The organism is uncultured Cyclobacterium sp., assembly GCF_963977555.1.
In the GTDB taxonomy this organism is placed as follows: domain Bacteria; phylum Bacteroidota; class Bacteroidia; order Cytophagales; family Cyclobacteriaceae; genus Cyclobacterium.
In genome coordinates, this window is the sequence record NZ_CAXBPD010000001.1 from 518,899 (window position 1) to 534,214 (window position 15,316).

At 38.7% G+C, this 15,316-nt stretch carries 11 protein-coding genes; 3 read left to right on the plus strand and 8 right to left on the minus strand.

Annotation, left to right across the window (positions count from 1 at the left end; all coding sequences use genetic code 11):
- Positions 1 to 13 precede the first annotated feature (13 nt).
- Positions 14 to 961, minus strand: a complete 948-nt coding sequence (locus AAC073_RS01880) for a UDP-glucuronic acid decarboxylase family protein (protein ID WP_339922132.1) — start codon at positions 959 to 961, stop codon at positions 14 to 16.
- Positions 962 to 1,135: 174 nt separating this feature from the next.
- Here AAC073_RS01880 and AAC073_RS01885 point away from each other — a divergent pair, with 174 nt between their 5' ends.
- Positions 1,136 to 1,927, plus strand: coding sequence for an NIPSNAP family protein (locus tag AAC073_RS01885; protein WP_339922133.1), 792 nt, complete (start codon positions 1,136 to 1,138; stop codon positions 1,925 to 1,927).
- 125 nt (positions 1,928 to 2,052) lie between these two features.
- Here AAC073_RS01885 and AAC073_RS01890 read toward each other — a convergent pair whose 3' ends face one another.
- Positions 2,053 to 2,910, minus strand: coding sequence for an ABC transporter substrate-binding protein (locus tag AAC073_RS01890; RefSeq protein WP_339922134.1), 858 nt, complete (start codon positions 2,908 to 2,910; stop codon positions 2,053 to 2,055).
- Positions 2,911 to 3,110: 200 nt separating this feature from the next.
- Here AAC073_RS01890 and fbaA point away from each other — a divergent pair, with 200 nt between their 5' ends.
- The gene (gene fbaA / locus AAC073_RS01895; protein WP_339922135.1) at positions 3,111 to 4,172 is read left to right on the plus strand and encodes a class II fructose-bisphosphate aldolase; all 1,062 of its coding nucleotides are present in this window, start codon (positions 3,111 to 3,113) and stop codon (positions 4,170 to 4,172) included.
- 166 nt (positions 4,173 to 4,338) lie between these two features.
- On the opposite strand, the gene AAC073_RS01900 is transcribed toward fbaA, so the two are convergent.
- From AAC073_RS01900 to AAC073_RS01925, 6 genes are all read right to left on the minus strand, one after another.
- Positions 4,339 to 6,435 (minus strand): acetylxylan esterase, encoded by a 2,097-nt coding sequence (locus AAC073_RS01900; protein WP_339922136.1) that lies wholly within the window; start codon positions 6,433 to 6,435, stop codon positions 4,339 to 4,341.
- Positions 6,436 to 6,650: 215 nt separating this feature from the next.
- Positions 6,651 to 8,024 carry a Gfo/Idh/MocA family oxidoreductase gene (locus AAC073_RS01905; RefSeq protein WP_339922137.1) on the minus strand — a complete coding sequence of 458 codons (1,374 nt, stop codon included), beginning with the start codon at positions 8,022 to 8,024 and terminating at the stop codon, positions 6,651 to 6,653.
- A gap of 32 nt (positions 8,025 to 8,056) precedes the next feature.
- Entirely contained in the window at positions 8,057 to 8,944 is an 888-nt protein-coding gene (locus AAC073_RS01910; protein ID WP_339922138.1) for a TIM barrel protein, read from the minus strand.
- 10 nt (positions 8,945 to 8,954) lie between these two features.
- On the minus strand, positions 8,955 to 10,151 hold the full coding sequence (locus AAC073_RS01915; protein WP_339922139.1) for an acetylxylan esterase: 1,197 nt from the start codon (positions 10,149 to 10,151) through the stop codon (positions 8,955 to 8,957).
- A gap of 10 nt (positions 10,152 to 10,161) precedes the next feature.
- A complete protein-coding gene (locus AAC073_RS01920; protein WP_339922140.1) occupies positions 10,162 to 11,430 on the minus strand; it encodes a prolyl oligopeptidase family serine peptidase in 1,269 nt (422 codons plus the stop codon).
- A 27-nt stretch (positions 11,431 to 11,457) separates the two neighbouring features.
- Entirely contained in the window at positions 11,458 to 12,870 is a 1,413-nt protein-coding gene (locus tag AAC073_RS01925; protein ID WP_339922141.1) for a putative oxidoreductase C-terminal domain-containing protein, read from the minus strand.
- Positions 12,871 to 13,860: 990 nt separating this feature from the next.
- On the opposite strand from AAC073_RS01925, the gene AAC073_RS01930 reads away from it, so the two are divergent.
- Complete coding sequence (locus AAC073_RS01930; RefSeq protein WP_339922142.1) at positions 13,861 to 15,279, plus strand: tagaturonate reductase; 1,419 nt, start codon at positions 13,861 to 13,863, stop codon at positions 15,277 to 15,279.
- Positions 15,280 to 15,316 lie beyond the last annotated feature (37 nt).

The following is a 15,316-nucleotide window of genomic DNA, read 5'->3' on the forward strand; positions in this document are numbered from 1 at the left end:
ATGAATTTGGTACCTATATGTTGTCCTCTTTCAAGACAAGATCAAAATACTTAATTGTTTCAATTAAGCCTTCTTTTAATTGTACTTTTGGCTCCCAATTAAGTTCTTTTCGCGCCAAATCTATGTTGGGCTTTCTTTGCATAGGATCATCCTGGGGCAAAGGCATGTATTTAAGTTTGCTTTTAGAACCAGTAAGTTCCAATACATTTTCGGCCAATTCCAGCATTGTAAACTCAACAGGATTACCAATATTGATAGGTCCAATCACGCTGTCCGCACTGTTCATCAACTTATGCATTCCTGAAATTAAATCGCTCACATATCCGAAACTACGTGTCTGCATTCCATCTCCAAAAATAGTAATGTCTTCTCCTTTTAAAGCCTGAACAATAAAATTACTTACAACCCTGCCATCATTTGGATGCATCCTTGGTCCATACGTATTAAAAATCCGCATAACCTTGATATTCAATTCATGCTGCCTATGGTAATCAAAAAACAAAGTTTCAGCACATCTTTTTCCTTCATCATAACATGCCCGGGGTCCAATCGTACTTACACTGCCTTTATAAGATTCTGGTTGAGGATGAATTTCAGGGTCCCCATAAACTTCACTGGTACTGGCCTGCAAAATCTTTATTTTCAACCGCTTTGCAAGGCCCAACATGTTAATTGCACCAATAACACTAGTTTTTGTGGTTTGAACTGGATCAAACTGATAATGAACAGGGCTGGCAGGACAGGCTAGGTTGTAAATTTCATCCACTTCTACATACAATGGAAGGGTTACATCATGCCTTAAAAACTCGAAATTTTTATTCTCTAATAGGTGGTGAATGTTTCTTCTTCTTCCTGTAAAAAGGTTGTCGGCACATATCACTTCGTGACCTTCACCCAAAAGTTTATCACAAAGATGGCTACCTAAAAATCCGGCTCCACCGGTTACTAAAATCCTTTTCATTTTATTAAACAATTAGTTAAAAACTTAATATTTATTACTGCGCATTTGATATCCAAAAATAATAATATATTCTCCATTCAAATAACATTTTTTTAATGTTGCCTATAATTTACTTAAATTTATGTATCTATTTAATAATTTTATCAACAAAATCGTTTAAACCCTTAAAATACCATGACAAACAATTTACCCATTTTAAAGCTATTGACTATAGCGCTACTTTTCATAGGTTCTTTTACAACATTGATTGCTCAAGATGGCAAGCGCGATCTCTATGAGATTAGAATGTACCATATCGAAAATTCAAGCCAAGAAAAAGTAATTGACAACTATTTGGAAAATGCCTTTATCCCCGCAGCACATAGAGCTGGGGTAGCGCATGTAGGTGTATTCAAGCCTTTGCCTTCAGAACCAGATGCTGGTAAAAAGATATACGTTTTTTTACCCTTTACGAATGCTAAAGACTTTTTTAGGTTCCAAAGAAAGTTAAATACAGATGCCAAACATCAAGAGGATGGCAAAGAATATATTCAGGCTGCCTTCGATAATCCTTCTTTCAGCAGGATAGAAACCTCTTTATTGCAAGCCTTTGAAACTAGAACCAGAATGGCCCTGCCCAAACTAAGCGCTCCAAAAAGCGAAAGAATTTATGAATTAAGAAGTTATGAATCAGCAACAGAACGTCTTTACAATCAGAAAGTGAAAATGTTTAATGAAGGTGAAATCGATATTTTTGATGAATTGAATTTCAATGGCGTATTTTATGGAGAGCCGATTGCTGGTGCAAATATGCCTAACCTGGTCTATATGACAGCCTTTGAAAACATGGAAGATAGGGACGCCCATTGGGCCACTTTTAGTGATTACCCTGCTTGGTTGGCTTTAAAGGCTAATAACGAGTATGACAATACTGTAGCTAAAAATGACAAAAGACTTTTAAGACCTACTGCTTACTCAGATTTCTAAAATTTAATTTTCCACAATAAAAGGCCGATCATATTATAATATTATCGGCCTTTTTTATGCCTTGATGTAATTGTATGAAATCAAAAATGCCATTGCATACAATCTCATGTGCATAGAATTTTTATTTATAATTTTTCAATTATTTCATCTGGTGCTAACCTTTTATCTATTAACCCAAGGTTTAGCAAAGCATCTAGGGTGGTTATAACATCCTTATCAGGCACCTCACCATCAGTTGCCCAATTGGTTTGTGACATCCATTCTTGAATATCCTTTTGGTCAAGCTTATAGGCCACACTTATTGGCAATACAAAGCTTTGTTTGTCCTCCATCAACAGCTTGTTGGTACGATATATTTCTTTCTGAATTTTCTTTAGCAAGCCTTTGTTCTCATTTAACATTTTCTCTGAAGCAACGATTACGAAGCAGGGCCAAGGTGTTGGTATCTCTCCTACCCTTCTAAAGTGTCCATCGTCAACCAATGGCTTTGTGGTAAATTTTTCCCAAAGAAACCCCTTAGTCTTTTTGTCTTTAAAAGAATTAATGGCCCCTTCTAGATTGCTGACAATATCAAAATTAAGGCTTTTCGTATCCCAGCCTTCCTTTTTCGCTAGAAGGTAGGTCATTAGATGAGATCCTGAACCCATCCTGCTCACAAGAAACGGTGCATTCTCCAAATCTTTGGGACGATGTACCTCAGAAGCACTTGGGACATGAATCCCCCAGACTAAAGGGGATTTCACGTGATAGCCTATGATTTTCCCCGAATTCCCTTCAACTTTGTCCTTAAGAAAACTTTCTGTTAGAATGATGGCTAAATCTGTAGCGCCAGTTCTTATGGCACTGTTCATGGCGCCAGATCCTCTGGGTTCATTTTCCCAAACCAATTCAACCTGATCCTCCAAAAAAGGTTGGTCTTTAACCATCTGCTGCCAAGGATAATTAAAATGTTCAGGTACTCCTGTAATCCTTATCGTTTCCATATAGCAAATATATAAAGGAAATTTTATAGTTTCCAACGAATAAAATTGGGCATGAAATTTATGAAATATTCGGTAAAAAAGTATTTTTCAACCAAATCATAAGGCAAATGTTCTGCACTATTTATATCTTTGAGTTCCAAACCTTTCTTTCATTGGATGAGGGGAGGATCAATATTTAATACAACCATAAATTATTTAATATGAAATTCAAACCTGGAGTAAAGTACGGCGAAGAGCTTAAAGACCTATTGGCCTATGCGAAAGAAAGTGAATTTGCCATGCCTGCAGTAAACTGTATCAACAGTAACACTGTGAATGCTGTTTTAGAAACCGCAAAAAGGGTCAACTCCCCGGTAATGATTCAGTTTTCTAACGGTGGCGCTCAATTTTATGCTGGTAAAGGCCTACCTAATGACAAACAACAAGCATCTATAGCTGGTGGTGTTGCTGGTGCCCTGCATGTTCATAAAATGGCTGAAATATATGGTGTGCCTGTAGTATTGCATACAGATCATGCAGCTAAGAAATTACTTCCTTGGATAGAGGGCTTACTTGCCGAAGGAAAAGCCTATTACGAAGCTTATAAAAAACCTCTTTTTAGTTCTCACATGTTGGATTTGTCCGAGGAGTCTATTGAGGAAAACATTGAAACATCTGTAAAATATTTCAAGGAATTTGCTAAAATTAAAATGGCAATTGAAATTGAGCTAGGTGTTACTGGTGGAGAAGAAGATGGTGTAGACAATACGGAAATCGATAGCTCCAAGCTATATACGCAACCTGAAGAAGTAGCTTATGCTTATGAGGAGTTGAAAAAAGTGGACGACTTGTTCACTGTAGCAGCAGCTTTCGGAAATGTTCACGGAGTTTACAAACCGGGTAATGTTTCATTGAAACCTATAATTTTGAAAAACTCTCAAGATTATATCAACGAAAAATTCGGAACTACTGGCAAACCTGTGAACTTCGTATTCCATGGTGGATCAGGGTCTACTGTAGAGGAGATCAGAGAAGCCAATGGTTATGGTTCTGTAAAAATGAACATTGATACTGACCTTCAGTGGGCCTTCTGGGAAGGTGTATTAAAATACTACCACAGCAAAGAAGGATACCTTCAAACCCAATTGGGAAATCCCGATGGACCAGATAGTCCAAATAAGAAGTCTTACGACCCTAGGGTTTGGCTTAGAAAAGGTGAAGAAAACTTTGGTAAGAGATTAGAACTTGCCTTTGATATGCTTAATGCTTTGGATAGAAACTAAGGTAAGAAAATTGCTATTAGCGTAAAAAAGCTACCCGTTTTGGGTAGCTTTTTTAGTTTGATAGTATTGAGGATAATTTTAACCCGTATTTCTAAATCTGCTTTTTCTGAGCCCTTTTATCTCGTCATCAGATTCCACCGAATTAAACCTTTACCCTTAAATACTATTATGGGTTAAGCCATTTTGTCAAATAGGCTTTTCTATCGTTTGCATTTTTTACAGCATGAGACTTGATTTTATCTATACCTCCACGCTCTGGTAATAGCGAGAATTCTTTTTCTATTTCTGTGTTTTCATGTAGAACCAATGGATTGGTATTGCTTAAATTTTCCAATAGATCTGGTAAATCATAATGTTTCAATGCACCTGCTACTGAATAATTGATTTCACTAGTATTATATTTGTGAGACGCTACAATTCCTCTATAAGAACTCATCGGATCTATCAACGCTATAGAAGATAGGGAGGTATTGAAATTGGCAGCATGGAGCAGTACGGAAGACATTTCTCCTTTGGCAATTCCTTTTACTTCTCTGGCACCTTCTTTTTCCTGTAAAATTGCTACCAAGCGGTTGGCATCACCCGCATCAATCCCTACAATACTTCTTCCAATCAAAATACTTTCAAACCAAAGGTTATAAGAATTTCCATCAAAATTGGCATCCCCTCTAAAACCACCATTGCCCATCTCTCCGGTATTTAAAAGATCAGGAGCAAGTACCATGGCTCCCGCTTTCACCAAAGTCTCCATGTCTCCACCTACACCCGCATCAACAGCTTTACCAGATGGATCTAGATATAAAACCGCTTTGTCCGTAGCATGGTCTGGCTTCATCAATAGATAAGGCAACCAGTAGTCACCTTCTCCTTTCAACAGGTGTTTTTCTATGGTATACCCATCTCGTTGGAACCTACCCACCATCATGGTTTCTGACAATTTTCCCGGCTTTTGATAGCCTGAAAGTTTCTTGGCCCAGGCGACTTTCTCTTTAAGTGAGCCTTTCAATTCTTGCAATCCCTCCTTATTAAGTTCAAACGTTGTTTTGCCATTGTAGCTGGTCACTAGCTGCCCTGTAGGAGAAACCTGCAATACTTCCATATCTAGTGTGTCGATATCTTGGTCCTCCACAGGTCCTGGAAGATCAAGATGCTTTCTAAAGAAGGCATACATTCGCTCTCTATTCTTCTTTGTCGAGGCATGTCCATCATCATCCTCAATTTTTTGAAAATTCTCGGAAACGCCATAGGCATCATAAATTCTTTGAACCTGCTTGCTAGTTTCCCTAACCCCTTCAATATTAAACATGTCACGGGTAGTGGAGATTAGCAAGTTGGGTTTAGGAGCTCTGACGATCATAAGATCAGGATGGTCTAAACCCTCTGCAATCGCATGGTAAAAATTTTGTTCTGCATCCTGAGGACCATGGGTTAGCATCAGTCGCTTGAAATTGGTAATATAATTTTCTGGAGCTGAAGCATTTATTCTTTCATCGAAGGCCGCGATATAAGAGGACTGTGTTCCTCCTCCTGACCTACCAGTGATTCCAATTCTTTCAGGGTCTACTTCCTTCCTGGTCAACAGGTAATCAACTACCCTAATACCATCCCAAATCATGTGTCGGGCTTCTGAAGAGCCTGCCACAAATGCTTGTGCACCAGGATAGGAATGCTGTTTGGTCGGGCCACCTACCAAATCTTTATTGGTTTCATGGTCAAAATATTCCAATCTTTCTCCTTGTCCAACAGGGTCAAAGCCAAAAACCACAAACCCTTTTTTCACCAGATTAAGTATTACATGCTGATAAGTTGGAGCTCTATAAGCCAATGGAGTATGCCCTGAGCAATAAATAATGGTCGGTGTTTTTCCCTTCACTCCATCCGGAATAAACAGTGTACCACTTACATAAAATCCCGGGCGGGACTCAAATACAATGTTTTCCAATTTATATCCATCACCTTTATGCTTTGCTGTAACTTTTGGGTTTAAAGGTGTTTTTTCAGGAAATGGTCCTACGACCTCCATCAGTTTGTCTTTAGCTGTGGCTTGCCAGTCTTTCCATTCGTTCAAGGAAGAGATGGAAGAAATTGCCTTTTCTCTTTTTTCAAGCATTTCAAGTGCTTGTTGGCTTTGGTGTTTGTAGAGGGCATTGGGACCATCGGTGAAGTTAACCCAGTGAGATTGTATCACTGTTAGGTCTTCTTGAGCAAACCCGATAGTAGACAAGCCTAAAAAAAGCAATAGTGTCAGTGGTATGTTTTTCATTTGAAGAAGGTTTGTAATAAAATGGTACTAAGGGTTTTCAAAACCAGTAGTCGTTTGTATAAAAATTATTTAATTAAATATCAACTGTGGTTATTAATTTGAGAGCAAGAATGATTTAAAAACGGAAGGTTTTTTCTTTCATTTTAAAAGAAAAAACCTTCCTAATTAATCGTAATAACCAAAAGACCAAATCCTGAGGCCTTTGTGCTTAAAATTTATACTTGATCTGGGACCACGTAAGGAGGTCGACTAGGTCTTGTGAGCATGGTATCTGCCTCAGTGTCGTTGGCAAATTTCTCATATTCTCCCATGAACTTAAGCCCTCTCTCTAAACGATAAGAAATGTTAGCTATCTGCGGCAAAGCAGAAGAGTAATACCCCTCTCTAATATCACAATTCAATCTTTCATTGTTTCCTGCCCTCACACTGTCAAGGAAATTAGCGTAGTGTTCGGCACCACCTGGAGCAGCTACCAACACATTGCTACTGGAAACTTCTGATTTAGCCATTTGGGAGGTAGCAAACGGTTCTTTCTCATCCGTGCGGAAAGCTTTCCAGGTACCACCGTCAAGCTCCAGGTACCCATCTGTTCCATAAAAGATGTTCCCAATTTTGGTGCCGAGGCTAGATTCTCCATTGGTATACCTTCCGCGGGTTTCAAATTCTAAAGTTTTGCCATCTTCATATTTAAAGATGGAAGTCTGGGTATTGGGGGTTTCCTGCGAGCATTCTTTGGGAGATATGCCATAAATGGCTCCTGATGAAAATACAGATACGGGATGCTCATTTTTATTCAATCCCCAGCGAGCAACATCAAATTGGTGCGGCCCTTGGTTTCCAGTGTCACCGTTTCCTGTATCCCAGTGCCAGTGCCAGTTATAATGTCCCTTTTTCTCATTATATGCTCTATACGGCGCAGGCCCAAGCCACATGTCGTAGTGCAATCCTTCAGGAGGAGCACTGTCCTTGGCAATACCGAAACTATTCCTTGGTTTGTAACACAAGCCTCTGGCCATGTAAACTTCACCTATATTGCCTTCATGAAGAAATTTCATAGCATCTTGTACATTCTCAATTGACCTATTTTGAAAACCTACCTGAACCACTCTATTGTATTTTCTGGCCGCTTCAATCATCTTCCTGCCTTCAAACACATTATGGCTTGCAGGTTTTTCAACATAAACGTGTTTCCCTGCTTGACATGCCCAAATGGTTCCGAGTGCATGCCAATGGTTTGGTGTAGCAAATGATACGGCATCAATTTCTGGATCGTCTAACACCTTCCGCATGTCCCATTCTGTGTTGGGCTTATCCCCTACAGAATCTTTCACCAGTTTCACTTTTTCTGCCCAGGTATTTTCATCAGTATCACACAATGTTTTGATGACCACATTCCGGCTATCCTTGAGCTTACAATATTGGTTGATATGGTTGGTTCCTTGGCCTCTTATACCGATCATACCAATCTGTATCCGGTCATTGGCACCTAAAATATTGCCATAGGATTTGGCACTCATGGTCATCCCTGCTACTGCCAGTCCAGCACTTCCCAAAAGGCTCTTTTTGATAAAATCTCTTCTTTCCGTCATTTCAATTTTTTGAATAATTTTGGTTTTCTATCCTATAGGGTTTTCAGTAACCTATCAAATGTTTCCTTTTGGGTAATCATTGCTGCCAATTTATCAGCTGGATCACTATGTGCTTCTATTAATATCCATCCATTGTAATCAGCTTGATTCATCAACTTGAGAAGTTCTTGAAAAGGATAATCATTTTCATCAAATGCCCTGATATGTGTCGTATCTCCTAGCCATTGCTTGACCATATCAAAATTCCCCTCTAGTCCTGGCTCCATTAAATCCGTATTGTTGCTATTCCAACAAATTTTAACATTAGAAGAGGTTACCTGATCAAATATTTCTTTCATCACCGGAAGCTGTTGGGTAACTTTTCCATGCACTTCTACCCGTACCAACTGACCATAGTCTTTAGCATAATCACCTACCTCGCTAAAGGATTTAGCAATTTGAGCGATGGTTTTTTCTCTAGGCACTTCTTCTGGAAGTCTATTGGGTTTTACTTTAATTCCAGTAGCACCTATGTCATGACAAAGTTTTATGTATGCTTTGGTATCTCTAATATTTGCAGCCAACTCTGCAGGATCAGCACTATGGTATTCATAATTACTCCCGTATCCAACGCATGTCACTGAACTGCCTTTGAACCTCTTTTTAACTTCTTTCCGTTCCTTTTTGCTAAGATTCGTTTCTACGCCATGGGCATGTTGTGTCCGAAGCTCTACTCCTTCATAACCTGCTTTTTCACAGTTGGATATAAGTTGGGGTAAAGCCCAGTCTTTTCCCCACAGATAAGTCACCAAACCCAACTTCATAGAAGCCGCTCTTGGTACTGCTGGACTCGCCCAAGTTGCTCCCATACTGCTGAGTGCTATACCGGATATAAGGCTTTTCTTAAGAAATTCTCTTCGATTATTTTGATCGTTGTTCATTGTTTTGGGTTTACCATTTTATTTTATCTATGGAAGTAATACCATAGGCAGGGAAAGGATTCTTATCATTGAAAGGATACAATGCTTTTTGATCTTCTACTGTAACTGCTTCTTCTTTTAAACGGCCATCACTGTACATGGCTTTTGAAAGATCCAATTTTAAATTCTCAGCTAAAAAAGGATATACAGCTTTTCTTTTCTTTTCATCATAACCATGGTTGTCCTCAGGGATATGTTTGTTTTCAACCTTATCAGTTTTACCTTTTAACCCATAAATGTATTGGAGGAATGGATATTCGACATTCGGGGTGTTCTTGGTCCAGTCTCCACCTACAGAGGTCAATAAAAGTGGTTTTGGTGCAAATACTCCTGCAATCTCTACATTATTGGTTTGAAAGTTTTTTCCTTTATGAATTGGCATGCCACTTTCACACTCACATCCACCGAAAAAATGAGCCGAAACCATGACTACTGGTGCTGAAACATCGATTCTATCGTCTACTGCTGCCAAAAGAAATGATTGCGTTCCTCCACCTGAAGCTCCTGTAACTGCCAATCTATCAGGATCAGCACCTAATGAAAGTATAAAATCCACACTTCTGATACTGTTCCACAATTGCAATTTAAGTACATCACCTTCTCTGTGTTCCCAGCCCATTTCTCCCAATTGACCATAACCAACAGCATCATATGCCCAAACTATGGCACCCATTCTGGCCATAGAAGCAAATCTTTTTTGCGCATCAGGCCTGAATCTTCCCACATCGCCAGGCTTTGTCCAGTGGCCATGAGGACTAATGATACCTGGTAATTTACCTGGATTTTCATTAGGCATATACAAACTACCCGTCACAAATACCCCCGGTAAACTTTCGAAAGCAATGTTTTGGACCACATAGCCGTCAAATTTTCTAATCTCACCCATTATTGGTTTTAATGGGGATTTTTTAGGCATTTTCACAAGATCTGTCCCTTTTAGAATTTGTTTCCTAATCGCTGCGGCTCTTTTGTCCCAAGCTTTTTCAGTACTGTATTTTTCCTTTTCTTTTTGAAGAAAGGAAGCTCCTTCTGCCTCTGTCCAATGATCCCCTACACAAAGCATGTCAGCGTCGGCACTTTGTGCAGTTACTGCCTTGGGAAAGGTGAAAACCATAATCAAAATTGCTGTTAAATACCAATTTGAATTCATAAGTAAGGTGTTTTTCATAAGGAAATAGTTAAATTTTTAACCACTGATCCCACCACTCAAAAGCCTCTTTTTGCATGGCTTGGTCAAACTTGTGAGGTCCGGGGTAATAGGAAGCTTTGTAATTTTCTTTTGCTCCTGCTTTATCAAAAACCGCCTCCAGAATTTTATCTGCTTTTTGCATTTCTGGAAGGGTGTACAATTGATCTTCACTATCATTAAGCACCAATGTGGGCAATGGAACACGCAAGCCTAAAATTTCCGGGAAATCCAATTCATTGGGTAGCCTTGGCACATACGCCATCCAGGTGTGCGTATAGGCTCGGTTTAATAAAAAATCTGTCCATGTACTCATAAAACCCACACAGACCGCACATTTGATTCTATGGTCTAACCCCCCCATCATCACCGTTCGCAAACCACCACCAGAAAGGCCTCCACAGCCTACTCTGTCTGGATCTACATCTTTTCTTGCAAGTAGAATTTCCAATGCGATTTGGTCTTCTGCAAAAAACACTGCTGGCCAGCTTGTACCACCACAAAACAAGGATTTGGCCATGATGTGTTCATGGTCTGAAGCCCATTTATTGTAAGCTGCAATGTTTTCTTCTTTTTCTGGGTTTTCATCTGTTAAGCCTCCCCTGCGGTTCTCAGGCACTTCCTCCAAAAGTACTCGGCGACTGGCAAAGGTGAAGGAATCAGGCACAATTACCACATACCCTCTCTTGGCCATTTCATTGGCCCAGGCTTTACCCTCATAGTAATGATCCTGATGTTCCACCATTAGTGGATGCTGTTCTTTTCCTGTTCGGGTAATTTTTCTTACGCCGAAATATTTGTTTCCCCCATGATCATGAAAAGCCAATATGGCTGGTAACTTACCTTTTACGCCTGCCGGCTTAATCACCAAGGCTTTCGTAGGATTACCATAGGGCAATTGCCAACTGATTTCCTCGAAATGCAACCCATCATTGACATAAGTATCATGTATGGTCACTTCGGGTAAAGGCCCTATATCAGGAATTCCAAGGCGTTCTTTAGCCACCTCCATGGCCTCCTTTTTCCAAGAATCAAGCGCTTTGAATCGCTCGTTTCTAAATGAAAGCGAGGGCAATTCTTTGCTTATCAACCCATTGGCCCAGGGGCCATAAGGACCGACAATACTTAGGTCACTTTTGGTCATGGCAAAGTCGTTAATTGCAGATGAAGAAGCGAAAGTTTGAGGAGATATTACGCCTCCTGCTAAACCAAAACCTGCCAATCCAGCAGTTTTAATAAAGTCCCTCCTTTGCTTTTTCATCCGCTTTTATTTTTTAGTAGTAAATTATTATTTGGCCAATTCTAAAGCCTGTGTAGTCACATAGTATTTGGCCAACATATTAGGAACTTCCCAATCTGGTAGCTTACCTTCTTTTAAGTATTTGATGTAGGTTTCGGTAACTTCTCTAAAATGATCTTCATGTCCATGTCTGTAAGCTTGTGGGATTATAATTCTCCAAGAATTTTTTCCTTCCACTTTCACAACATCCAAATCTTTAAATGTAGCAGCAAGCACTTTTACTTGTTTGGTTACATTCTCTTCAAATTCAGCCAAATCCTGACCTTCAACGGGTTCTATGTATAATTCAGGCTTGTATTTTTCTTCTGCATCCTGTCTGATAACCAAATTAGCTTTGGTTCCTCTCATAATAGAATAATGGGTGTCAGCAGAACCTTCAGGAGCTTTGTAATTCCAGATCACAGACACTTTTGCGTGAACGCCATTGATCTTGTAATTAATTTCGCCATTGCCGTACACTTTTAATAAACCATCAGATACCACTGGCTGAAGGTAGTCAGGGAATTCTTTAAGACCGGTAGAGCTAGTAAACTCCTCTAGAGTAAGGTCAGTCGTCCATCTCTTGGCATTGATCATTTCGATGTCTGTTTCATAATTAATGACCTTGCCTGGAAAACTTTCCCATTGAACCAAATCTACCAAGTGTGTAGTCACATCAACAATACCATTGCCCTGCTGATTGACATCATAAAACCATCCTGGTCTGGTCAAAGGCTTTCCAGCAACTTGCTTGTAAAAATGGTGGATACTCTCCTTAGTGATGGCAGGATTTTCGACGGTTCCTTTCTCCATTTGTCCAAACACTTCTGGAATTAGAGAAAACTCTCTTTGAAGAATGGTAGAAATCTCAAATCGTTCAGTCATGATGTCAAATAAAAGGACATCGTTTTTTTCTGCCAATTCAAATGCCTCCTTGAGTGTTTCAAAACCTGCTGCATCTATTGCCATCGGCTTATCCGCCAACACATTTATTCCAGCTTCAATGGTCGCCTTAATATTAGCAGTTTTTTCTTTGTTGTTGCCAGCGGTTAGCATTACATTACCCTTCTTTTCACTAAGCATTTTCTGAAGGTAGTCGTCCCCTTTATATACTTCTAGTTCCCAGCTTGTGGGATCTTCTTCACGGGTATTGTAGCTTTCTACGGATTTTAAATACGACGTTAATTCGGGTCCATCAGGTGCATAAACGAAAATCTTAGGATCTACTTGATCATACATGGATTTCACCACAAGGTGTGCATGAAAATGTCCTGGATCTAGGGTGATTAGTTTAATTTCGTCTTTCCCACCAGTGAAGGTAGTATTTACTTCTTCTTCCACATTTTTTTCGTTGGAACATGATACTGATAAAAGCAAAATTGAGGCAGCAAAAGGTGACCAAAATTTACTATTGAATCTCATAATATTTGGTTTTGGTAATTAATTAGAATTAGGTAATCTATTTTGATTCAAGAAGATCCATTTATTGTTCAAAAAAGAACAGCAAGAAAAACCATCAAGGGATTAAATATAAAGAATATTAAAGGAGAATAAAACAAATATTAGCGCAAGCAATTGCATTAAATGCATAAGAACCAATAATTCGTTATAAATGGTATTGAATGGTAACCACTAAAACAATCATTTTAGCAATTATAGATTGAAAAATAACCGGAATCCATCATTTCTGCGCACTGTCATGAAAATTGAATAGGATTTTAATAACTAGGTTGGTAGTAAGTTTAGCAGAATCGTCCAGATTTGAAAATCCATTCAATCTAGGGCTTAACAATAAATAAAGATATTCCCTACTGAGAAAAAGAGGAATTTTTGAGACCTACTATCATCAAATACTTTTTATATTGCTAACTATTTAATTAATACCAAAGAAAAGCTTAAAGGGTGGGAGCTTATACCTAAATAAGCTCAGGAATATACATGTTGTATCCATTTGAGATTAAAATCTCCCTTTTTTAGCTATAAATATTGACTTCATTTAACGGATATACGTTACTTATTTTAACATTCGATTTTAAGTAAAATTTACAGGTAGATTATGTTTAATAGTGGTATAGTATTTGATTAAAGTTTGCTATAATATACAGCATAGGCATATTATTGGGGGTAGTGAGGCGAATCGCAACTTTTGAAAAAAATAATTACTATGGTGCGATATTTCCTTAGTATTTATGACATTGTAATCCCATTTCAGATCTTGGTTTAAAATGACTTGAGATTTTCTAAATTCAAAGGTCTTTAACAAATACAAAATGAAACCATTACATCCTTTATTACCCCTCTTCAATTACCACTATCCATAGGATTAAAATATCACAACTATAAGATTGCTTGCTAAAGCACAAGCGAAAATTATTTCCAAACCACATTAATTATACTAATTTTAAGTAAAGCATGAAACTATTAAATAGACAAAATATCCCAACAACTGTTTCTCGTCCATTGAGAGTTATCCAATTTGGAACAGGGAATTTTTTAAGGGGATTTGCTGATTGGATGATAGACGTCCTTAACGAAAAAACATCATTTAATGGGGACATTCAGATGGTGCAGGTACATAGCCGAAAGCCAGCGGAAGGAATTAATGACCAGGAAGGCTTATACCATATTATAACCAGAGGAGTAAGCAAAGGCAAAACGATAGAAGAAAACAGACTCATACAATCAGTAAGGGGTGCTGTAAATCCTTTTATAGATTACAGGGCTTATTTAGACCTTGCAAAATCGCCCGATTTAAGATTTGTAATTTCCAATACTACTGAAGCGGGAATATATTTTGATGAAGAGGACAAAGATTGGGCGACAGCACCTGAATCCTTCCCAGGTAAATTGACGGCATTACTCTATAAACGGTTCCAGCATTTCAAAGGTGATCCGCAAAAAGGTCTGGTAATGATTCCTTGTGAGTTGGTAGACAATAATGGTAAAAAACTAAAGGACAACATCCTCAGATACATCAACCTATGGGAACTCCCAGGGTCATTTGAAGATTGGATTGTCAAACACAACACTTTCTGCAACACTCTAGTAGACAGAATTGTCCCGGGTTATCCCTTGGGCAATGGCAACGATATTCAAACCCAAATTGGATTTAAAGATGAACAAATGGTTATGGCTGAGCCCTTTCATTTTTGGGCAATAGAGGGCCCAGATTGGTTGAATACCGAATTGCCTCTTGACAGTACAGATTTTAATGTTCTTTTTGTGAAAAATATTGCTCCTTTTAGAACTAGAAAAGTACGTATTCTAAATGGTGCCCATACTTGCCTAGTGCCTGTAGCTTACCTTAAAGGGATTAGGCTAGTGAAGGATGCAATGGAGAATGAGAGCACAAGCAATTATCTTCAGAAAGTTATCTTTGATGAAATAATCCCATCAATGGACCAACCTACTGAAAACCTAACACCTTTTGCTGAAGATGTCCTTGACCGCTTCAGAAACCCATTTATCAAACACAAGCTCAGTGACATTGCATTGAATTCTATTTCCAAATGGAAAGTCAGGGTATTGCCATCCTTGCTAGACTATATCAATAAAAAAGATAAAATCCCTACAGGTATGGTTCAAGCGTTTGCAGCGATGATTGTTTATTACAGAGGGCACTATAATGGTGAAATTACCCCGATTAAAGACAAAGCTGAGATAGTTAAATATTTTGATCAAGTTTGGAAGATTAAAACACCTGAAGTAGTTGTAGAAAGTGTTTTGGCAAAGGTGGAATTTTGGGATCAAGACCTTAACCTGGTGTACGGACTTAGCGAAGCACTGATAAAAGAAGTAAAGGTACTTTTGGCACAAGAAAAGCTAGCGTAAAAAATTTCCTGTAAAAACTAAGCATAAAAAAAGCTGC